Here is a 21,473-nt window from a genome sequence, read left to right as displayed (position 1 = left end):
CACTACATTTCCGGCCACTCGACCGTCACCGAATAACGTTGGCGCAGTCGAGCGAGGAACTGCTCGCGCTGTTGCCGGCGGCGCGCCTCGATCCAGTCCGATCGCAATTTGCCACGAATGTCCGCAAGCTCCGGGGCGCGCGCCGGTTCTCGCGTCAATACCAGTATGAGATGTGCGCCCAGCGGCGTGACGAGTGGACCGAACCAGCCCTCGCCCGCATGCGCGAACAGTGCGTCGGCAAACGTTTCGCCGAATGACGCGGCTACGCCACGTTGTGTCGTCGGCGGCAATGTCGCTGGCAACATGGATGGATCGCCCAGCCTGCTCGCGTCCGCGCCCGAGCGCAGTTGGTTCAGTAGTGCGGCCGCCTCCTCGTTCATGCGCTTCCCGCGCACGTCGGCGCTCGCCATGACCTGTCGAAACGAAATGCGTTCCGGCAATCGATAATCCGCGGCATGATCGGCCAGCCAGCCCGCGAGTTGCTCATCCGTCGGCTCCTCGCTGGCCTCGGCCTCCTCGGCCAGAAACTCGAGCTTCTGGCGCATGCGTCGACGGACGATGGTGTCGTCGGCATCGAGCCCCAGGGCGATGGCCTCGCGATAAGCGATCTCCTCGTCCGCGAAGTCGTTCACCAGCGCCTGCAACTCGGCCCGGCTCGGCATGCGCCCGGCAAGCAACCGGTAGCTCTCGGCAATCTGTTGCACGCGTCCTTGCGAGATAGTGATGAGCTCATTCGAGAACTGAACGCTGCCACCATGCATCAACTGGTTGGCCGCGAACAGGACGACGGCGATGCCCAGGAACTGCAGCAGCGGCTCGCGCATGGCGCGCGTGAACAGGTTGTTCGCGCCGCGAGCGGCCCGTTCGCTGACTGCATCATTCGGCATGCTTGGTCGGTACGAACCAGATCGGCGATGTATAGGCACGCTCCTGGATCGTCCTTGGGAGCTTCGGGTTGGGTGCCACTCCGGCACGGATCGCATCCCACGTGGACCAGCGACAGGTCGGATTCTCGATCACGCGCGCGTAGTAGAACGCATGCCGACTCGGTTCGAACTCGGGATCGCTCCAGGCGCTTTGCAGCTGACCGGCGCCTTTGTCGCGTGAGAATTCGCATGTGCCCGGATCGACGGTCGCGCCGTTGTCCGGACAACGACGAGTCGCGGCATCGACCTTGCCGCCATCGGAACAGACCACATCGAAGATCTTTTCGTGAGCCGTCCCATTGGGATCCAGCCAGCCCTTGACCATCTGGATGCGCTGAAGCGGTGCCGAATGGAGGTCGCGCATCGCGATCACGACGAATTGCGGCTCGTGCCCCGGCTCGTCGACCAGATCGCCTCCCATCGGCACTGCCTTCGCATAGGCGGTGCGCACCCCGGCTTCAGTCGCCAGATTGACTCCCTCCAACCCATGGCCCGCGAACAGCCGCACGCGGATGCGCGGGCCCGTGGTGGCAAATGTTTCCTTCCGTCGAAGCGCCGCGAACAGCGACTCGCGCGTGTTCTGCTCCGCCCATATCCCAGTCAGCCCCGCAGATCCCCAGGTAGAAGTGACCGACACGGTCTTGCCGGCCGCATAGAACTCATCCCAGCTCCGGTAATCGGCCGGCGGAACGGCACCGCGACGATCGGGCGATCCATCCAGCACGCCCACCTTCGAGAAATAATGATCCTCTTCATAAGCGCCGGCCGAGTTGTGACTGTCGCTGCCCGCGACGAAGCCCAACTTGTAGGGATTGGCGCCGAGCTGAGCCTCCAGCTCCATGCCCCGCTTCAGAGCGTCGCGCACATAGCCACCCTCGAACTTCGTGATCGGCCGGTTCACGCCGATGTATGAAGTCATCAATTCGAATCCGGCGAGCTCATCGTTCGGCGACAGCAGCGGCAGGGTCTCGGACTGCCCTTTGGACTGTGTGATTTCGACCAGCGGCTCGTTGCGCGAACGCAGCTCGGCGTAGGCGCGATCGATGGGTTGGCCGTTCCACAGGGTGCGTTCGAACATGGTGCCGTCGGAGCCGTTGCCGTTGTGAGGGATCGACAACGCTTCCATGCCTTCGCCGCGCCGCTGCTCCATCCAACGCCACAGATCCTCCGGATTCTGCGAGTCGAGCGCCGAGTAAGGCATCGCTGGAGCACGAGCGCCCGAGAAGATGATATTTCGATGCAGGTTGCGCGACTCCGGCATCGAAGTGAATTCGTAGCCGATGAAGGTCGTGAATCTACCGGGATCGTTGTTGCGCTCGGCGCTGCGCAGGGTTTCCTGCCATGCCGAGCGTGTCGCGGACAGGTCCGAGAGCTCGGGCAAGCGCTTGCCGCCGCTCAAGCTGTCGGCAAAGCGCGCGAAAGCGGCGAGGATGCCGGAGCGCTCGCTCGAGAACAGATCGCGTGCGTATGGGACCTTTGAATACGTCGTACCCGGCGTATCGATCGCCTGAACCACGCCGAGATATTCGGCGTGGTCGGTGACTGCGAGAAAATCCAGCGGCGCATGCGTGAGGCGCAGATCGAAGCCCATGGCGTGCTTGATCGTCTGGCCTTTCGCGTAGGCGTATGCGTCATCGGGATTGGCGCGCACGTTGAAGACGTAGGCATCGAATGAATTGCGCGTGTGTAGATGCAGGTCGCCGAAATACACGTCGCGCAATGGATTGGCCACAGGCGCCGCGACGGCGGCTGTTGCATCAGCCGCCGCCGTGGCCTGCGCGTCGAGCGAATCCTGCTGTCGCGGCTGCATGCATGAAGCGAGCAACAGCGAGACAGCCAGCATCGCACGACGTTCCAGCATCAGAAGCTCATCCTGAGGCCGATCTCGGCGGTGCGGCCCAGCGGATTCGCCGTCCACGGGTCGTAGCCGAACTCCTCCTGAGCCGGAGGCGGATCGCGGTCGAACGCATTGGCCACGGTGGCCGAGAGCGCCAGACCGTCATTGAACTCGAAACGATAAGTGAGATCGACGGTGATCCAGTCCTCGCCGTCCTCGCCATACTGCACACCCGGCCGCTCGTCCTTCACGGCCGACACATAGTTCACGCCGACTCGCATGTTGTGACGATCGAAGCGGTAATTGGCGGCGAAGTTGGCCCGCCATTCCGGCGCCGCCTGCGCGAAGGTGGCGAAGTTCAGCATGCCCAACCGGTCGTCGCCGGTCGAGACGATGACGCCGTCGAGCGCGGTGGGGCCGGTTTTCAACTCGGTGATCTTGGTGGCGTTCAGGCTCAGCGTCAGATCGCCGGCGGCGAGCGGCATGTCGTACATGCTCTGGAAGTCGAAGCCGTTGGTGGTCTGACCCGGACCGTTGCCGTAGCGAGTGGACACCGACGAGAACGAACCGACGCCGCTCATGCCGACGGTGCAGCCGGCATTGAAGGTCACGCGGTTCAGCAGCGGCTGCGCGCCCGGATCGCAGGTCGTGATCGTGCCGCCCGGTCCGTTGAACACCAGGCTCGCGATCTGATTGGGGTCGGCCACCTGACCGATCTGATCCTTGGTGCGGATGTCGAAATAATCCACGATCGCCTGGAAGTGATGGCCCGGCGCGAAGCCGTCGCTCTGCCAGATCACGCCGAAGTTCCTGGCGGTCGCCGTTTCCGGTTTCAGATTCGGATCGGTGATGAATTGCGCGGCCAGCCAGTTGCTGGCCGCGGCCGTGTAGGTGCGGGCCGCGACCGTCACCTGGCCAGGCACCACGCCCAATGGCGGCGCCTGATAGTTGGTGCCGTACGAGCCACGCAACGACAGCGGCCCCCAGACATTCCATTTGCCGGCGAGTTTGTAAACAGTGGCGCCGAGCCCGCCTTCGAATTCCTCGTGACGCGCGGCGGCCTGGAAATCCAGGTTCGAGAGCACCGGAATGCGCAGCTCGGTGAACGCCGAGTATTGAGTGCGTCCCAGCGAATCCGGAGGATTGGGCGCGAACAGCACGAACGGTCCCGGGCTGTCCGGCGTACAGCCGCGGAAGTTCGGATCGTTGGTCGGCAACGGCGATGCCGGCAGATTGGGCGATCCGACGCCGTTGCCGCTGGTGAATTGGGCGGGCCACTCGCACGCCAGACTGCCGTTGTACAGCGGATCCGGAATGTCTTCGCGACTCTTCACGTCGCGATACTGACCGCCCACCGCCCAACCCACTTCACCGCCCGGCAGATGCACGCCCAGACGGCCGTCGAACACCAGATCCACGGTGGTGTTCTCGTTGATCGTGCGCGTGGCGCGAGGATCGAACAGCCAACGCGTCAGCTCCAGTGAATTTTCCGAGCCCGCGGCATAGTTTGGATTGGCGAGATTGCGGACCGGCTGACCCGCGAACGAGGTGGAGAACGGATTCCACCACATGCAACCGCTCTGACCGGCGGCCGCGGGATTCTGCGTACCGAAGCGTGTCGGATCGAGGTCGGCCGCCTGACAGTTGGGGCCGCCGAAACCGTTGAGAGCCTGTTGCAGACGATAGCCGATCGTGTCCGGGTGCGTGTTGTACGCGTCCGAATGGTTGTAAGTCACCGCAAAGTCGTAACCCACGTCGCGCGCGATACCCGCCCAGTCGCCCAACGTTCCGTTGACACCTGCCGACAGACGCCAGATCTCGTTGTCGATCCGATCGGGCACACCGTAGCCCTCGCCATCGCCGAACGCGAAATTGCCACCGTGACCCAGCAGTCGATAGGTCACCGGCGTGAAGCCCGAGGCGCCGACGATACCGTTGCGAGCTGCGAAATCCGCCGCGTATGGATTCGTGATCGGCACGTAGATCTGAAACGTCGAGCCGGTCGCCATCGCCGGGCCTCGCACCATCGGCTGCGCCGGCGAAGCGAACACCTGAGGCGAGGTCACTCGGGCGTAGGAAGCATCGGCGTGAAAGTCCATGCGCTCCGAGAGCTCTGCGTTGAGTTGCAGATAGCCGCGATAGATGTCGTTGTCCTCGACCAGGCTGTAGTACGGAATGTAGTTGTAAGCGCAAGTGAAGTTGTTGTCGTACCTGCCGCCGACCGCTTCGCACGACTGACGCGTGAAATCGGCCACGATGCCCCCGACCGGCGCGCCGAATTCGCCGTCGATCGTGGCAGTGGGAACGGCCGGCAGCGTACCGCGCGGCACCCATCCTGCCAGGTTGGTCAGCGTCGACCACGGCGCGGGGTTGTATCCGGTCTTGGTGGGATCGAGCGAGTCGCGAGTGAAATCCCGTTCCAGAGCGCGCAGTCGCGAACGATGTTCGTACTCGACCGATGCGATCAGATTCACGCGCCCTTCCCCGACGCCGCCGAGGATGCCGGCGGAATAGTCGCCGTCGGAGCCATCGATGTATTTGTATTGCGCGCTCATATCGAGACCGACGAAGCGATCGCGAGTGATGAAGTTCACCACGCCGCCGGTGGCGTCGGCGCCGTAGATCACGGCTGCGCCGTCCTTGAGAATTTCCGTGCGAGCCAACGCCAGCGAGGGAATGTTCGCCGTGTTGATGTCCATGCGGCGGCCGTTGAGCAGGATCAGCGTCTTGTCGGAGCCCAGCCCGCGCAAGTTGTAGTTGACCGAGCCGATCAAGGTGGGGCCGCCGAAATAATAGGACTCGCCGGTGGTCGGCCCGGCGATGGTCAGGCTCTTGGCGAATTCCAGCGCGGACGGCGCGCCGCGCAACTCGAGGTCCTCCTGCGAATACACTTCGACCGGCAACGCGGTGTCCACCGCGGTGCCCCGGATGAACGAACCGGTGACGATGATTTCGGTCAATGCCACCTCGTCATTCGTCCCTGGAGCGGGCACCGACTGTGCCCAGACCGGCCCTGCGCCGCCGGTCACACCGATGAGCAATGCAACGCCCGAAGCCCCGTATAACGCGAGTTTCATACTGATCCCCCTGTTGGTCGTCCGATCTATCTTGATCTTCATTCACACGTGAGTGAGTAACTCACCGAAAAAATCAGCGGGCATTGGTCGGTTGGGTCACCTGCCGCACACTTCGCGAAAGCCCGCCGCCATGAACGTCGCCATGCGCTGTTTCACCGCGCCGAAATCGTCCGATTTGCACGCGCCGCCCGACAGCTTGTCGATCCGGCCGGTGCGCGCGAGCGTGAGCAGCAGCGCGCCGGTCACGAAGTGATAGCCCCAGAAAATATCTTCTTCGGAACAATCCGGCAGCGCGCGCTTGAGCAGTCCGATCAGACGCAGCACCACGGGATCGAAGTGTTTGTCCATCAGCTCGGCGCCCCACTCCGGGGTGTTGGCTACTTGCGCGCCGAGCGCCCCATAGTTCTTCCAGCGCTCGCCGCCTTCGATATAAAGATCGAGGTCGGTATCCAGAAACGCATGTAGCGCGCCTTCCACCGTCGGCTCGCCGTTGGTCGCGAGGTCGTATTCGTCCAAGGCCCGCATGCGACGCGTGCTGGTGACGACGGCGCGGCGGGCAAACACGGCGTCGAACAGTTTTTTCTTGTCCTTGAAGTAATAGTTCATCAACGTGTGGTGCACGCCCAGACGTTGCGCCACATCCTTCAGCGTGACCCCGTACAGACCGTGCTTGGAGAACAGCCCCTCCGCCGTGTCCAGGATCTGTTCCATCGTTTCCGCCCGCTGTTCCGCCTTGCTGACACGCTTGCGGCCGGCCGGGCGCCGCTTCGGCGCAACCGGGTGCTCACCTCGAGTTTTTGTGTGTGCCAGCACGATTCAGGCTCCGCCCTCTTCGGCAGTCGGAAACAGACCATCGCGTCATTCCCCCACGGACGCGGCGACGGTCTGCAACCCGAAGTGAGCCATCAAGTCGGTCCGATGTCAACATTCACTCTCACGCGTGTGAGTGAAAAGCGCGCCGACCGGGTCAGCGCCAGACTTGCTCAGCCAGCCGCAGCAGGTTGCCACCGAGGATCTTGCGCAGGCTCGAGTCGCGATATCCCAACCGCATCAGTTGCGCCGTGATATCGGTCAGCCGCTCGGGCTCGACCAGTCGCATGCCGACGCCGTACCCCATTCCGGCGGGAAACGTTGCGGCCATCTTTTTCATGTAGTCGTCGAGCTCCGAGCTGTCGAACACATAATCCAGCCCCAAGCCGACATGGTCCTCGCCGATCAGGTTTACCGCATAGTCGATGTGCCGCGCGATGGTTTCGGTGCGCGTGTCGTTGGCGCCCAGAAAGATGCCGACGCCGTTGATGCCAACGAGGCCGCCGCGCTGTGCGCATGCTTTCATCAGGTCGTCTGGAATGTTCCGGGGATGGTCGTGCAGCGCGCGCGGATTGCTGTGAGAGAAGAGCACCGGGTTGGGCGAATACTCGATCACTTCCCGCGCCGTGCGATATCCGGTGTGCGAGCAGCACACCATCATGCCGACGCGGGTCATCTCGTCGATCACCTTGCGTCCGAATTCGGTCAAGCCGCTGTCGGCATCCTGACAACCGCCGCCGGCCGGGTTGTTCTTGTTGTAAGCGATCAGCATCCAGCGCACGCCCAACTCGTAGTACAGCGACACCAGGCTGGCCTGATCGGCGACCGCGCACATGCCCTCGATATCGAAACAGACGGCCAGCTTGCGCTGCTCGCGGGCACGTCGCAGATCGTCCGTCGACTTCGCGAGCACGTATGCGTCAGGTCGCGATGAGAACCACTGGATGAAGTGAGCCAGCATGCGGACATGATCTTCGACCGTGTTCTCACCGAACCCGACATTCACCGTGACCGCGCTGAAGCCCGCATTCCGGTGACGCTCGATCTGCTGCAGAAAAGTGTCGTCGTTCGGCCGCAACGGCATGCACGCATGGTTGTCCCAGGCGAATGTGTCACGGACCAGGTCGCGGGCGCGGGCTGTGTAGTCGAGCTCATCGATCATGCGATCCCCTGGGGCTGCGATTTCTCAACACGACAAATAATAAACAAGAGATCAACCCGGCCGGCGCGACGACCACGCTGATCGCGGTACCCACGGCTGCCGGTTCGCCGAATCCTCGCTCGGTGACCAATGCTACCGCTGTCGGGCCGAATCCCAGTCCCAGCAACGTATTGCAGAAGGCGAGCACCGACATGCTGACACCGCGCAGCTCGTTGGGCACGATTTCCTGTAGCGCGGCGATGCCGCCGATACCGCCGAGCGCCGAAGCGAACGTCCAAAGCCCCAGGCCCGCGAGCACGAATCCAGGATGGTTCACCGCCACCAGCGAGGCGCCGAATGCCGCAACGAGAGCGCCCGCTGCAACCAGGCCCAGACGTGCGCGAGTGCCGCCACGTCGTGCAGCGGCATCGGACAGCGCACCGGCGGCAAGCGATCCAGTCACGCCCGCCACCGCCGTGATCGCGCCCATCAGCGTACCGATCTGCTCCGATGACCAGGCAAAACGGCGCGAGAGCGAGGCTGGCACCCACGAGAACAATCCATAGTCACCCACCGACAACAACGCCATCCCCAGATAGAGCGGCACGAACAATCGCCAGTCGCGTACGAAGCGGCTCACGACTTGCGACAGCGGCATGTCGTGCCCCGTCGTTCCAGTACGCGCCGGTTCGCGCAGCGTCAGAAACAATAGCGGAACGATCAAGCCGCAAATGCCGACGACGACCAGCACGATACGCCACGGCGCCGCCTCGCCAATCAACGGCAATGAGCTCAGCGCTCCCGTCTCCGCCGCGCCAAGCAATATCCCGCCGATGGCGACAGCGGCCGGGCCGCCCACTACCGTGCCCATCATGAAAATGCCGATGGCAGTGCCGCGACGCTCCGGCGGAATGCTGTCGGCAAGCATCGAGACGCCAGCGGGCGCCAGCGCCGCTTCACCGATACCTACGATCAAGCGGCCGACGAACAGACTCCAGAAGTCCGGCGCCATTCCACAATACGCGGTGCCGAGACACCAGGTGATGGCGCCGAACAGCAGCAGACTGCGGCGACGGCCACGATCCGCCAGCCGACCCAGCGGCAATCCGGCCAACACGTAGATCACTACGAAAGCAGCTCCCTGCAGCAGACTGACCTGCGCGTCTGAGATGCCCAGGTCGGCGCGCAACGGATCGAACAGCGCGCTGAGAATGAGCCGGTCGGTGTATGAAACGAACGCGGCCAGACAGAAAACGGCGACCATCCACCAGCCGCGCGCGGCCGATGGATAAGTCGCCGTATCGTTACCGAGCGGCACCGCCGTCGATTGGACGTTCATGGACGAGGCGACACTACCGGTAGCAGCAAGTAGGAAGCCCGCAGTCGGTCGTGATAAACCGTCTGCTGCGCGATCGCCCGTTGTGTTTCGGTGCCTATCGGGCCACCGGTGTTTGGATTCACATCGAACTTGCCGAAGGCGCTCGATGCGATCTCCAGTCGCAAGCGATGCCCCTTCTGCAACTCGACGCAGGTGGACCAGGCATCGATCTCATACTCCTCCACCTTGCCAGGGGTGAGCAGCCGTTCCTGATCCGGTCCATTGCGAAATCGGGCACGCACGACGCCGTCATTCAGACGCTGCGCGAATCCGCTCGGATGCACATCCAGAATCTTGGCGGTCCAGTCGGTGTCGCGCGCCGAGGAAGCTGCAAACAATTTGACTCGCAATGGGCCACAGATCCGCACAGGTTCGTCGACCACCGGCCCGGTGTAAACCAGCAGATCCCGTCGCAACTCGATCTCGCTGAAATCGTCGGGACCGCCGACTTGATGCCAGTTGAGCGCGGTCAGATACGGCACTGGATTGGCGGGATCGGCCTGGAATCGATCGGGCTTTTCGCTGCCGGGCGCACGAGTGCTGAGCACACCGTCACCCTCGCGTCCGTTCGCGTTGCCGCCGCTGCGGAGGTAGTACCTGGTGTATCGAGTGCGAGCGATCGGCCACTCGTTTTCATCGACCCATTGGTTGCGGCCCATGACGAACACGCGCACCGGCGCCTCACGATCGACGCCGTTGTCGATCTGCTTCAGCCAGCGATCGAACCAGCGCGCCTGCAGCCCATCGAAATCGATCACGGCCTGCGGTCCGAAATCGATGGCGCCGAGTTTTTGTCCGGCATTCACGGCATGCCCCCAAGGACCGATCAGCATGCGCTGGCGCGCCTTGGCCTGAGGCGTGCGGGCGCGAGTCGTCATGTTGATGAAATTTTCAGTGGTACCGACCAGGACATCGTCGTACCAGCCGCTCACGTGCAGCATGGGTGTATCGACGTCGAGCAACCGATCCTGATAGGACTGACGCTGCCAATACTCGTCGTTGGCGGGATGCGCCACCCAGTCGCGCCACACCTGCAAATCGCGGCCGATTCGCCGGTCCATCGTCACCAGCGGACTGCTACTCAACGCAGCGTTGATATCGGGACCGTCCAGATCCTGATTGATCCGTCCATCGAGGCCTGCGAGCCACAACAATGCGGCGGGCATGTACACGCCAGAGGCCGTCGGAAAATTTCGGTTCGGATCGGGCGGCGTCACCGTCGGGACCATCGCAGCCAGGTGCGGGCTGCGCAGCGGGGCCGCGTAAACCTGTGTCCAGCCGAGATACGAGCCGCCCAAAGTGCCAACCTTGCCGCTCGACCAGGGCTGCGCCCCCGCCCACTGCTGGCTGTCGAAACCGTCCGTCGCCTCGTTGATCAACGGGTAGAAACGTCCGTCGGAATCGCCTCGGCCACGCACGTCCTGAACCATGAATACATAGCCGCGCGAGGCCCAGTAGCGTCCCTGCCTGGCATAGGAGTTCGCGCTTCCTTTGTTCTTCGTATAAGGCGTGCGCGTCAACAGCACCGGAAATCTACCGTCCGCCTTGGGACGAAAGATATCCGCCGATAACGATGTTCCATCGCGCATCGGAACGCGCACGTTGAGCTCGTACTCGACGTCGTGACCCGGCTCGTTCGGCGTCACCTCGGCAACGACGGCCTGCGCCATCGTTGCCGCGATGAACACGAGCATCCACCATTTCAGGTTCGGCATGCTCAATACCGATATGTGACTTCCAACCCCACGGTCCGCGGCGTAACCACCGTCACGTAGGTGGCTGGAGTCAACGGATACGGGTTGTAACGCTTGTCGATTTCGCCGAGCTCGTCCGTCAGGTTCTCACCGAACAGTTCCACCGACCAGTTGGCGGCGTTGATGCCGATGCGGGCGTTGAGCAGACCGTAGCTGTCCAGATGCCGGGACGCGGCAACGGACGGGTTGAAACGCGTGTCGCGCGCACCGGTGTGCTGATAGCTCAGAAAGGCGAAGCCCTCGAAGCTTTGACCGAGCGGCCGGGTGTAGTCGAGCGATGCGCTGTAGGTCCACTTCGGAACATAGGGCGCGCGATCGCCTTCGCGGCCGCCGACAAACACCAGGTCCTCGTTCAACGTGCTATCGGTGTATCCAGCACCGCCACGCACCGTGAGGTAATCGGTGGGACGCACGATCGTCTCTACTTCCGCACCGTAGATATCCAGGCCGCCGGCGTTGACGAAGACATTGAAGCCGCAGCCGAGCTGATCGGTGACCTGGGGCTTTTTCCAATCGATCTTGTACGCCGCGACGTTGACAGTGAGGCGCCGGTCGAGCCAATCCGTCTTGGTGCCGACTTCAAAATTCCATAGATGGTCGGAGTCGAAGCTGTCCGGCGCGTTCGACAGACCGCGACTCTGCAAATCCGCCGTACATGCCGGTTGCGGAATCGGTTCGTTGGTGCCGCCGAGACGGAAGCCGCGCGCGGCTTGCACATACACCATGCGATCCCGATCGATGGCGTAGGAAAGGTTCACGCGCGGATTGAAACCGTCCTCGTCGTTCTTGAAGCGACCGACGCCGATGTTGGGATAGGCGAACACGCCGAGAAAAGTGATATCCGCCTGCTGTTCGGCCCGGAAGTAGCGGCCGCCGGCGGTGAGCTTCAACGCATCGGTCAGCGGGAACACCACTTCGCCGAACAGCGCGACCTGGTTCTCCTTCACATCGATATTGCTGAAATACAGCTGATCGATGTTGGCATCGAAATCGCGACTGTCGATACCGGCCACCGCGTCGACGCCGGCCACCGTGTAGTCCTGCGAATAGAAGTTGGTGCGATCCTCGTAGAAAGCACCGACGGTCCATTGCAACCAGGAGTCGGACTTGGACGCCGCCCGCAGCTCGAAGCTGTAATCGCGCTGATTGGAGCGATTGTCGAACGTGCCACCCAGGCCGTCACGGAAGCCGGTGATGAAGTTGGTGAAGGTGCCGTTCTCGGAGAAATATTGCAGCTTCTTGCGGCGGTAGGAGCCCACCGCGGTCACCTCCAACGGATCGAGCTGCTGAGTGGCGCTGAGCGACACGATCAGATTGCGATCGTGGACCGGCTCGTTCTCGGCGACGTAGGTTTTCAGCTCGCCCGCCTCGGCGGCATATTGCGAGATCGCGCGGAAATCCGACTGTTGAAAGAACACCAGGCTGTCGACGGTGAGAGTTTCGTTGGGCGTCCACCGCGTCGCCACGCGACCGCCGCGGCTGAGCTCGGAATTAGCGTCGTCATCTCCAGTTGCAACGTTGTCGATGAAGCCACCGACGTCGCGATAGAAACCCACGGCGCGCATGGCCAGCACGTCGTCGATCAGTGGCACGTTCAACATTGCATCGAACGAATTGCTGGCACTGCCATGCTCGGTGCTGGACATCATGCCGCGGACTTCGCCGGCGACGCGGTCGAGCTGAGGCTTGCGAGTGATCATGCGGATCGCACCCGCCATCGAGCCGGCACCATAGAGCGTGCCCTGCGGGCCACGCAGAACTTCGATGCGCTCCAGATCGAACAGCTTCAGGTTCGGGCTGTAGCGTTGTACGGCGATCGGTGTTTCATCCAGATACACGCCGACCGTTTCCTTGATCTCGGTCTGATCGTGATTGACGGGACCGGTGGTCACGCCGCGCACGATGATCTGACTGTTGTTGCGAGTACCGGTCAATTGCAGTCCGGGAGTGACACCGGCGTAATCCTCCAGCGAATCGGCGCCCATGCGCCGCAGCTCCTGCTCGCCCAGCGCGCGGATGCTGACGGGGACATCTTGAATGGATTCGGAACGTTTGGTGGCGGTGACGATGACTTCTTCCAGACCGCCGCCGGTTTGATTCGTGTCCTGCGCCTGACCGCTCGGACTGTGCAAACTCAAGCCAAGCAGTGTGGCCACGACAGGCGCGTGCAGCTTCATCGATCAACCCCTGGTCATTTTGTTCGCCGACGAAATCGATACTACAGATATTTTATCCAATTTCAACAACGCAACCCGGTGACGTCACATCAGAGGCGTCGCCGATACTGCGTAAACCAGGGCACCAGTCGCGCGATCGCCTCCTCGGTCTGCGCCGCTGAAATGGCGAAACAAAATCGCACGAAGCGATGCCCCTCGACGGGATCGAAATCGATGCCAGGTCCGAGGGCGACGCCGGTCTGCTCGAGCAGCTCGCGACAGAACGACAGGCTGTCGGCGGTCAGATGCCCCACATCCGCATAGATATAGAACGCACCATCGGGAGGCGCGATGGTTTGCAAGCCCAGGCGCGGCATGGCTTCGATCAACATCGCGCGATTGCGCCGGTACGTCTCGAGGTTGGCGTCGAGCTCGGCTCTGCAATTCAACGCCGCGATGGCCGCGTGTTGACTGACGGAGGGCGGCGTCAGGAACAGGCAACTCACGTAGTCACGAATGCGCTGAACCCGCGACTCCGGCGCAACGAGCCAGCCCAGGCGCCAGCCAGGCATGGCGAAATATTTGGAGAAACTATTGATGACGAGCGCGTCCGGCTCGAACTCCAGAATCGAGTGAGTGCGCGGACCGTAGCTCAGACCATGATAGATTTCATCGGAAATCATCAGGATTTCCCGCTCCCGACACACGCCAGCAATCGCGCGCAGTTGCTCGGGAGATAGAATGGTCCCGGTCGGGTTGGCGGGGCTGGCGATGATGATCGCTGCCGGCGCCGGGTCGATACGGGCGATGGCCTCCGCCGTCCATTGATAACGAACCTCTGCTCCGCATGCGATCTCGACAGGAGTGAGGCGCAACGCGCGCAGTGTGTTTCTATATGCAGCGTAGCTCGGCCGCGAAATGGCGACGCGCGCACCGGGCTTCAGATGCGAGAGCAACGCCAGCACGAGCGCGGGCGATGCGCCGGCGGTGACGACGAATCTGTCCGAGGAAATGTTCAGCCCGTATTCGTCGCGATAGTGACGCGATAGTCCCTGTCGCAACGAAGGACTCTCCCAGTAGCCCATAGGATCGGTATCGATCGCGGCTTGCGCGGCCTGTCGCGCTCCTCGAGGCGCGCCGGCCGACGGCTGACCGAATTCCATGTGCAGAACCGAGCGTCCCTCCTCGGCCAGACGGCGAGCCAGCAAGCTCAGCTCCTTGGCGTGGAAGGGCGCGATCCCGGCATCGACCATCAGCTCGCTCATAGAATTGGCTCGCACTGTTCAAACGGATAGACTATTGTAGATTATATCCAATTATGCAACTGGGAGCCCTCGAGATGCCAGAACCGATGCGGGATGCCGTGCAACTCCACGGCATGGAGATCGAGATCCTCACGCAAGGCGAAGGCCCGCTGGTCGTGTGCCTGCACGGCTTTCCCGATCAGCCCCGCACCTGGACTCCACTCATGAGCAAACTTGCGGCGAATGGTTTTCGCGCCGTCGCGCCAGCGCTGCGTGGATATACCCCGGCCGCCAAGGCGCCCGATGGAAATTATCGCGAGTGGGCGACCGCATCCGATGCACTCGAACTCATATCGGCGCTTGGTTACGAGCACGCGGCGATCATCGGCCATGATTGGGGCGCAGCGGCGGCGTACACAGCCGCGGCGTTGGCACCGGAAAGAATCAAACATCTGGTGACATTGGCCGTGCCATACGGCCCCGCCTTCGGTCGCGCGATGCTGTTCGACGGCGATCAGCAGCGGCGCTCCTGGTATTGGTTCTTTCTGCAACTGCCGTTCGCCGAAGCGGCAGTGGCGCACGAGGATTTCGCGTTCATCGCGCGGCTCTGGCGAGAATGGTCACCCGGCTTCGAACTGCCCGCCGCGCAGATGCAGGAGCTGAAGCAACGCCTGGCGGTGCCGGGCGTGCTGCCAGAAATTCTGGCCTACTATCGTCAGGCCCTTGGCGCCGGCCCCGCTCCGCCGGGTGAAATCGCCGCCAGACTCAAACAGCCCATCACCGTTCCCACGCTCTATCTGCACGGCCGGAATGACGGCTGCATCGGCGCCGACCTCGGCGCAGCGATGGCGCCATTCTTCACCGGAAGCCTGCAACGTCGGGTGATCGACGGCGTCGGTCACTTTCTGCACGCCGAACAGCCGGACCTCATCGGCGCTGAAATCCTCGCCTTTCTTCGTGCTCAGGCCTGATCACTCGCGACCATGACAACCACGACCGATGCTCTCAGCTCGACTGGCGCGACGACGCTGGTCGACACACTCACCGCCAACAATGTGCGCGCCTGTTTTGCCAATCCAGGCACCAGCGAAATGCATTTCGTCGCCGCGCTCGACCACTGCCCCTCGTTGCGCCCCATCCTTTGTCTGTTCGAAGGCGTCGCCACTGGCGCCGCCGACGGTTACGGTCGAATGGCGGACTGGCCGGCGTGCACGCTCCTGCACCTCGGCCCCGGCTATGCCAACGGCGCCGCCAATCTTCACAACGCGCGCCGGGCCTACACCCCCATCGTCAATATCATCGGCGATCACGCCACCTATCATCGGGCGTACGACGCACCACTGAATTCCGACATCATGTCGTTGGCGCGACCCAACTCGGTGTGGTGTCGTTCAGCCGAAAGCGCCAGCGAGATGGCCGCAATCACGGTCGAAGCGATTCGCGCCAGCCTCACGCCGCCGAACGGGCCGGTCAGTCTGATACTGCCCGCCGATACAGCCTGGAGCGGACTGCGAGCCGAGCCGCCGCCGAAAGTTACGGCGCCCGAACGGGCGCGCGTCGATAGCCAACGTATCGAGGCAATCGCCAGAGCCGTTCGCGCGGCAGCCAAACCTGTGCTGCTGCTGGGTCATCAAGCCGCTCTCGACGCCGGTCTGCGGCAAGCGGCCAGGCTCGAAGCTCTGGGCGTTCGCGTGTTCGTCGACACCTTCATCGCCCGTCAACCTCGCGGCGCCGGGCACTTCGCCCCCGCGCGCCTGCCGTATCGCGCCGAAGGAGTGAAAGCGGAGCTCGCCGGCGTCGATGTAATGATTCTTGCGGGAACCGACTCACCCGTCGCCTTCTTTGCGTATCCAGGCCAGCCCTCCTCCTTCGTCCCCGAAGGCTGCCGGGATATATCACTCGCCTCTCGCACCGAAGATGCCGTGCATGCATTGGCGGATCTCGCCGATGCCCTCGAAGCGCCGCTGCGAGGACCGACGCAGGAATTGCATCTGCCCGAGGCGCCGAGCGGCAAGTTGACGCCGCTCAGCGTTGGCGTATCGATCGCGAGACACCTGCCCGAAAACGCCATCGTTTGCGACGATTCCGTCACTTCACGCGATGGCGTCACCGCCGCGAGCAGCACAGCCCGACCTCACGAAGTACTCGCCTTGACCGGCGGCTCGATCGGCATCGCCATTCCTCTGGCGATCGGCGCCGCCGTGGCCAAGCCCGCCTCCAAGGTTGTCTGTCTCAGTGGCGACGGCGCGGCGATGTATACGCTGCAAGGTCTCTGGACCATGGCGCGTGAATCGCTCGACGTGGTCACGATCGTCTTCGCCAATCGTTCCTACAAAATATTGCATCAGGAATTCACTCGCACCGGCGCCGGCTCGCCGCACGCGTCGGCGGCGACGCTGTTGAATCTGACCCCGCCCGACCTGGATTGGGTGTCTTTGTCCAGAGGCATGGGCGTGCCCGCCACGCGTTGCCAGACCGCGGAAGAATTCGAGAACTGTTTTCGACGGGCCAGCGCCGAACCCGGCCCCTGTTTGATCGAGGCCGTGCTTGCCTAGCCGGCCGGCGGCATCCTGCCGATTTAATCCAATTGCTGCTGTTTAGGGACGCCGGTATGCTGTATCGGATGTATTCGTTTGGGATGTAGTGTGGCCAGAGAAGCGACGAAACGTATTTCCAAACCGGTCGCGCGAGTGACCGTCGTGGACGCCGTGACCGAGCAATTGCGCCGCCTCATCCTGTCGGGCGCGGTGAAGGACGGCGCGCCGCTGCGCCAGGACGCGCTCGCCGAAGAAATGGGCACGAGCCGCATTCCGGTCCGTGAAGCGCTGTCCCGGCTGGAAAGCGAAGGACTGGTCGCGAGCTTCCCGCACCGGGGCTATGTCGTCACCGGCCTGTCGCGCAGCGAAATCCAGGAGCTGTTCGATCTGCGCGTCATGCTCGAACCCGAGCTGATCCGCCTGGCAATACCCAATCTCACCGAAGCGGTGTTCAGCGAGGCGAACGCGTTGATCCGCAAGTTCGACGACGCCATCAGCGGCGACGACATCCATTCCTGGGGCGACCTGAACCGGCGTTTTCACATGGTGCTGTACGCGCCCTCGAATCGCACCCGGACGCTCGAAATCGTGCGCGGCCTGCTCATCAATTCCGAGCGCTATACGCAGGTGCTGCTGACCTTGGGCAAATCTTTCTCCCGGGCGCTCGAAGAACATGCGGCATTGCTCGAGCTCTGCCGCAAGCGTCAGATCAATCAAGCCGTGGCGCTGACGCGCGATCACATCCAGGCGAACGGCGACGAACTGCTGATGCTGCTCGACAAGCGCGGCTTCGCTTCATAGCGCCGCCGCGCCCGGCGCTTCACTCGACCTCGAATTTCACTCCCTGCGCCAGCGGCAGCGAACGTCCGTAGTTGATGGCGTTCGTCTGACGGCGCATATACGCCTTCCAGGAATCCGAACCGCTCTCGCGGCCTCCGCCTGTTTCCTTCTCGCCGCCGAAGGCACCGCCGATCTCCGCACCCGAGGTGCCCATGTTCACATTGGCGATACCGCAATCGGAGCCCCTGGCGGACAGGAACTGCTCGACCTCGCGCATGTCGGTTGCGAAAATCGATGACGACAAGCCCTGCGGGACCGCGTTCTGCAACTTGATCGCCTCATCGAGGCTCTCATATTTGAGTACGTAAAGAATGGGCGCGAATGTTTCCTCACGCACGCAGGCCGCCTGCTCCTTCATCTCTACCAAGGCAGGACGAACGTAGAAGGAGTCCGGGCCGTTGACATCGACACGCGTGCCGCCATGAACGCGGCCGCCGGCGGCGCGTGCGCTCTCGAGCGCTTTGGTCATTGCTTCGTATGCAGCGCCATCGATCAGCGGTCCCACCAGTGCATCCGTGCGCAGCGGATCGCCGACGCTGACCTTTTCATAAACACCGATCAGCCGAGGCACGATTTTATCGTAGACATCCGCGTGGACGATGAGACGCCGCAGGGTCGTGCAGCGCTGACCGGCGGTTCCCATGGCGCCGAACGCAACGGCGCGCAGTACCAGATCCAGATCCGCCGAGGGTGTCACGATCGCGGCGTTGTTGCCGCCCAACTCGAGAATGGCTCGGCCAAAACGCTGCGCGAGACGCGCTCCCACTTCGCGCCCCATTCGAGTCGAGCCGGTGGCTGAAACGACAGGGATGCGCGGATCGTCGACCAACAGCTGGCCGATTGCACGGCCGCAGATCAATACGCTCGACAGGCCGCGCGGCGCATCTTCACCGAAACGTGACATCACGCGCTCAACCAGCGCATGTACTGCAAGCGCCGTCAGCGGAGTCTTATCCGAGGGCTTCCAGAGCACGCTGTTGCCGCAGACAAAGGCCAGGGCAGCATTCCAACTCCACACCGCTACGGGAAAGTTGAACGCCGAGATGACGCCGACCGGCCCGATGGGATGCCATTGCTCAGTGATGCGATGGTCGTGTCGCTCCGAGGGAATGCACAGGCCATAGAGCTGGCGCGACAGCCCCACCGCGAAGTCGCAGATATCGATCATTTCCTGCACTTCGCCCAGGCCTTCGGAGATGGCTTTGCCGACCTCGATCGACACCAGCCTGCCGAGCGCCTGCTTGTGCACGCGCAATTCCTCACCGAGTTGTCGCACGAACTCGCCGCGTCGAGGCGCTGGCACCATGCGCCAGTGTTGAAACGCCTCGTCGGCCTGGGCGATGAATCTCTCGGCTTCAGCAGTGCTGGTCTGGTGCACTTCGGCGATTGCCTCGCCGGTGACCGGCGATCTGACCGCGAGCGTGCCGCCCTGGAGCAATTCAGCATCGACGCCCAGTTGTTTCAGAAGAGTGTGTGTTTCGATCCGTAATGCAGTGGTCATGAACGAACGGCCTCGTCGCTGATGCTAAATGCGGGCACCGGTGAAATGCGCAAGCTGGGCACCCACTTCGTAAAAGGCTTCCTTGACGGTGCGTAAGCTTGCAGGCGACACGTCGGTGACCGGCAAAGGAAGATCGTGAATAGAGACATCGCCGAGCGCGAGTCGCGCCAGGTTGCGACCCATCACAGTACCCGGGCCGATGCCGCGCCCGTTGTAGCCGCTGATCGAAAATACCTGTCGGTCGTGGATGTGCAGCCTTGGCAGCGCATCGGCAGTCATGCCGATCATGCCGAACCACTCGTGGTCGATCGCTACATCGCCAAGCTGCGGAAACAGACGTATCAGCTCCCGACGGCTCCAGTCTCTGTGAATCTGCGCACCGCCGCCACGCAAGGCGCCGACGCTACCGAAGATGAGGCGGCCCGATCGATCGAGACGGAAGGAAGAAAGGATCTGCTTGGTATCCCACGCGCCCTGTCGCTCGGGAAGAATCGATTGGCGCACCCGTTCACTCAACGGCGCCGTGGCCAGCTGAAAGTACGGCAATCTCACCTGCTCGTTCTTGATTGCGGCGCCAATGTCCGTGGAATAAACATCGGTGGCCAGGAGCACGCAACCCGCCGTGACGCTGCCACGCGCGGTGCTGATCTTCCACCGGCCGGAAACATCTTCCCTCCGCAGCGCTGCGGACCGGATGAACACGGACGCGCCAAGTTCAATTGCAGCCTTTGCCAGACCACGCACGTAGGCCAGCGGTTGTATCGTTCCCGCGCGCCGATCCAACAATGCGCCCTCATACCGCTGAGTGCCGACCAGGCGCTCGACTTCTTTGCCGACCAGCAACACCACATCGGCACCGCGAGCTTGCCACTGGCGCGCCCGCTCCTTGATTTCCTCGAGCCCGCGCCGTCCCACTGCACAATGCAACGTGCCAGTGCGCGTCACCTCACAATCGATCGCGAATCGCTCGATGAGATCGAACACCACCGAGGGCGCTTCGCCCAGCTGCGTGAGCAGGCGTTCACCATACTCGGCGCCAAGCACGCGCGGCAACTCATCGGGCATCACCCACATGCCCGCATTGACCAGCCCGACATTCCGACCGGAGCCACCAAAGCCAATGTCGTTTTTTTCCAGAACGATGGCGCGGACGCCTCGCTGCGCAAGATGCAGCGCCGCTGAACATCCAGTGAAACCGGCGCCCAGAATCACGACATCCGCTTGCAGATCGCCCTCGAGCTCACGGGTTGCAGGCGCCGCCGGCGCCGAGCTCTCCCAGAGCCCGTGCGAGCGCGGATCATCGTTCATCGCATCCCCCATGATGGGAATGCCAAGCCAACGCGGCTGCGGTCAGATCGGACAGCGCGGTGCCTACCGCCTTGAACAGTGTCACCGGTCGGTGACGAACCGCCGGGTCTCGTGTGAGTAACTCAGCCAGCCCGCCACGAATCGCCTCACGACCGATGATGCCTCGTTCGATCGGCGAGCGTAGATCGCCCGCTTCAGCCAGCGCCGCAGCGACATCGTCGACATAAATCTCGGCGGCAGCGATTCCCACATCGTCGATCTCGCGCATATCGGGCCGATAGCCGCCCACCAGATCCACGTGCACGCCGGGGCGCAGCCACTCGCCCATGATCAGCGGCTCGGTGGCACGCGTGGCCGCCGAGACAATGTCCGCTTCGGCCACGGCTGGCGCAAGTCGGCGTGCGACTTCAATCGTGAGCCCCGGCAAGCGCCGACGAATTTCCTCCGCACAGCGCGCCGCCTTATCGGGATCGCGCGCCCACACCAGAATGTTACGAATGGGTCGAATGCTGGCGTGGGCCTCCGCCAGATAGGGCGGGAGATGCCCGGCCCCCACGATCAGCAGAGTGCTCGCGGCGCTTCGAGAAAGCTGACGGGCCGCCAATGCGGAGATTGCGGCGGTACGACGCGCAGTGAGCTTGCTCGCATCCATGGTCGCAACCGCGCCCCCGTTCTTCATGTCCAGAAGAATGAACAAGCCGTCGATCACCCGCCGGGGCGTCTCTCGATTCTCCGGCACGATGGTCAGCAGTTTGACGCCGGCCAGACCATTGGCGATGGCGGGCATGATCAACAGCTCGCGACTGCCATCCTTCAAATTCTGACGAAGCGGAACCTGGGCCGGGCGCCGGAACGCGTCCGCCAAGGCCTCGATGAGCGCCGGCGTCTGCAGCAGCCGGTTCAGCGCGGCGCTATCGAAATGAGGCGGGCTCACCGCCTGCCCCTGAGTACGCCGGCGCGATCA

Annotated in this window: 15 protein-coding genes; 3 read left to right on the top strand and 12 right to left on the bottom strand. The window is 63.0% G+C overall.

What is annotated here, in order from left to right; genetic code table 11:
• Positions 1–2: 2 nt before the first annotated feature.
• The 9 genes from EKO19_RS28950 to EKO19_RS28910 form a co-directional block, all read right to left on the bottom strand.
• Positions 3–887: a peptidyl-prolyl cis-trans isomerase gene (locus EKO19_RS28950; protein ID WP_157995483.1), complete on the bottom strand. Its 885-nt coding sequence runs from the start codon at positions 885–887 to the stop codon at positions 3–5.
• Positions 877–2,787: a DUF3604 domain-containing protein gene (locus tag EKO19_RS28945; RefSeq protein ID WP_129780862.1), complete on the bottom strand. Its 1,911-nt coding sequence runs from the start codon at positions 2,785–2,787 to the stop codon at positions 877–879. The genes EKO19_RS28950 and EKO19_RS28945 overlap by 11 nt, the downstream gene beginning before the upstream one ends.
• Positions 2,787–5,840: a TonB-dependent receptor domain-containing protein gene (locus EKO19_RS28940; protein WP_129780861.1), complete on the bottom strand. Its 3,054-nt coding sequence runs from the start codon at positions 5,838–5,840 to the stop codon at positions 2,787–2,789. Before EKO19_RS28940 ends, EKO19_RS28945 begins: the two co-directional genes overlap by 1 nt.
• A gap of 96 nt (positions 5,841–5,936) precedes the next feature.
• Positions 5,937–6,551 carry a TetR/AcrR family transcriptional regulator gene (locus EKO19_RS28935; protein ID WP_129780860.1) on the bottom strand — a complete coding sequence of 205 codons (615 nt, stop codon included), beginning with the start codon at positions 6,549–6,551 and terminating at the stop codon, positions 5,937–5,939.
• Positions 6,552–6,807: 256 nt separating this feature from the next.
• The gene (locus tag EKO19_RS28930; RefSeq protein WP_129780859.1) at positions 6,808–7,812 is read right to left on the bottom strand and encodes a dipeptidase; all 1,005 of its coding nucleotides are present in this window, start codon (positions 7,810–7,812) and stop codon (positions 6,808–6,810) included.
• On the bottom strand, positions 7,802–9,130 hold the full coding sequence (locus EKO19_RS28925) for an MFS transporter (RefSeq protein WP_129780858.1): 1,329 nt from the start codon (positions 9,128–9,130) through the stop codon (positions 7,802–7,804). Before EKO19_RS28925 ends, EKO19_RS28930 begins: the two co-directional genes overlap by 11 nt.
• A complete protein-coding gene (locus EKO19_RS28920; RefSeq protein ID WP_217705674.1) occupies positions 9,127–10,884 on the bottom strand; it encodes a CocE/NonD family hydrolase in 1,758 nt (585 codons plus the stop codon). Before EKO19_RS28920 ends, EKO19_RS28925 begins: the two co-directional genes overlap by 4 nt.
• 2 nt (positions 10,885–10,886) lie before the next feature.
• On the bottom strand, positions 10,887–13,100 hold the full coding sequence (locus EKO19_RS28915; protein ID WP_129780857.1) for a TonB-dependent receptor: 2,214 nt from the start codon (positions 13,098–13,100) through the stop codon (positions 10,887–10,889).
• An 89-nt stretch (positions 13,101–13,189) separates the two neighbouring features.
• Complete coding sequence (locus tag EKO19_RS28910) at positions 13,190–14,344, bottom strand: pyridoxal phosphate-dependent aminotransferase (protein WP_217705673.1); 1,155 nt, start codon at positions 14,342–14,344, stop codon at positions 13,190–13,192.
• Positions 14,345–14,418: 74 nt separating this feature from the next.
• On the opposite strand from EKO19_RS28910, the gene EKO19_RS28905 reads away from it, so the two are divergent.
• The 3 genes from EKO19_RS28905 (at position 14,419) to EKO19_RS28895 (ending at position 17,661) form a co-directional block, all read left to right on the top strand.
• Positions 14,419–15,294, top strand: coding sequence for an alpha/beta fold hydrolase (locus EKO19_RS28905; RefSeq protein WP_157995482.1), 876 nt, complete (start codon positions 14,419–14,421; stop codon positions 15,292–15,294).
• A gap of 12 nt (positions 15,295–15,306) precedes the next feature.
• Entirely contained in the window at positions 15,307–16,878 is a 1,572-nt protein-coding gene (locus EKO19_RS28900) for an acetolactate synthase large subunit (RefSeq protein ID WP_129780855.1), read from the top strand.
• 90 nt (positions 16,879–16,968) lie between these two features.
• Complete coding sequence (locus tag EKO19_RS28895; protein WP_129780854.1) at positions 16,969–17,661, top strand: GntR family transcriptional regulator; 693 nt, start codon at positions 16,969–16,971, stop codon at positions 17,659–17,661.
• Positions 17,662–17,680: 19 nt separating this feature from the next.
• On the opposite strand, the gene amaB is transcribed toward EKO19_RS28895, so the two are convergent.
• From amaB to EKO19_RS28880, 3 genes are read right to left on the bottom strand one after another with little or no spacing between them, the layout of a single operon-like run.
• Positions 17,681–19,201 carry an L-piperidine-6-carboxylate dehydrogenase gene (amaB, locus tag EKO19_RS28890; protein WP_129780853.1) on the bottom strand — a complete coding sequence of 507 codons (1,521 nt, stop codon included), beginning with the start codon at positions 19,199–19,201 and terminating at the stop codon, positions 17,681–17,683.
• A 24-nt stretch (positions 19,202–19,225) separates the two neighbouring features.
• Entirely contained in the window at positions 19,226–20,509 is a 1,284-nt protein-coding gene (locus EKO19_RS28885) for an NAD(P)/FAD-dependent oxidoreductase (RefSeq protein WP_129780852.1), read from the bottom strand.
• The gene (locus tag EKO19_RS28880) at positions 20,499–21,443 is read right to left on the bottom strand and encodes a hypothetical protein (RefSeq protein WP_217705672.1); all 945 of its coding nucleotides are present in this window, start codon (positions 21,441–21,443) and stop codon (positions 20,499–20,501) included. The genes EKO19_RS28885 and EKO19_RS28880 overlap by 11 nt, the downstream gene beginning before the upstream one ends.
• Positions 21,444–21,473 lie beyond the last annotated feature (30 nt).

Origin of the sequence: Peristeroidobacter soli, assembly GCF_004138485.1 — a bacterium.
Taxonomy (GTDB): domain Bacteria; phylum Pseudomonadota; class Gammaproteobacteria; order Steroidobacterales; family Steroidobacteraceae; genus Steroidobacter; species Steroidobacter soli.
This window is presented reverse-complemented; position numbering and strand designations above follow the sequence as displayed.

Excerpts from the sequence above, each read along its gene's own strand:
- EKO19_RS28940 (WP_129780861.1), bottom strand. The coding sequence starts at position 5,840 with ATGAAACTCGCGTTATACGGGGCTTCGGGCGTTGCATTGCTCATCGGT.
- EKO19_RS28935 (WP_129780860.1), bottom strand. The coding sequence starts at position 6,551 with ATGGAACAGATCCTGGACACGGCGGAGGGGCTGTTCTCCAAGCACGGT.
- EKO19_RS28910 (WP_217705673.1), bottom strand. The coding sequence starts at position 14,344 with ATGAGCGAGCTGATGGTCGATGCCGGGATCGCGCCCTTCCACGCCAAG.
- EKO19_RS28905 (WP_157995482.1), top strand. The coding sequence starts at position 14,419 with ATGCCAGAACCGATGCGGGATGCCGTGCAACTCCACGGCATGGAGATC.
- EKO19_RS28915 (WP_129780857.1), bottom strand. The coding sequence starts at position 13,100 with ATGAAGCTGCACGCGCCTGTCGTGGCCACACTGCTTGGCTTGAGTTTG.
- EKO19_RS28920 (WP_217705674.1), bottom strand. The coding sequence starts at position 10,884 with ATGCCGAACCTGAAATGGTGGATGCTCGTGTTCATCGCGGCAACGATG.
- EKO19_RS28945 (WP_129780862.1), bottom strand. The coding sequence starts at position 2,787 with ATGCTGGAACGTCGTGCGATGCTGGCTGTCTCGCTGTTGCTCGCTTCA.
- EKO19_RS28950 (WP_157995483.1), bottom strand. The coding sequence starts at position 887 with ATGCCGAATGATGCAGTCAGCGAACGGGCCGCTCGCGGCGCGAACAAC.
- EKO19_RS28925 (WP_129780858.1), bottom strand. The coding sequence starts at position 9,130 with ATGAACGTCCAATCGACGGCGGTGCCGCTCGGTAACGATACGGCGACT.
- EKO19_RS28930 (WP_129780859.1), bottom strand. The coding sequence starts at position 7,812 with ATGATCGATGAGCTCGACTACACAGCCCGCGCCCGCGACCTGGTCCGT.
- EKO19_RS28885 (WP_129780852.1), bottom strand. The coding sequence starts at position 20,509 with ATGAACGATGATCCGCGCTCGCACGGGCTCTGGGAGAGCTCGGCGCCG.
- amaB (WP_129780853.1), bottom strand. The coding sequence starts at position 19,201 with ATGACCACTGCATTACGGATCGAAACACACACTCTTCTGAAACAACTG.
- EKO19_RS28900 (WP_129780855.1), top strand. The coding sequence starts at position 15,307 with ATGACAACCACGACCGATGCTCTCAGCTCGACTGGCGCGACGACGCTG.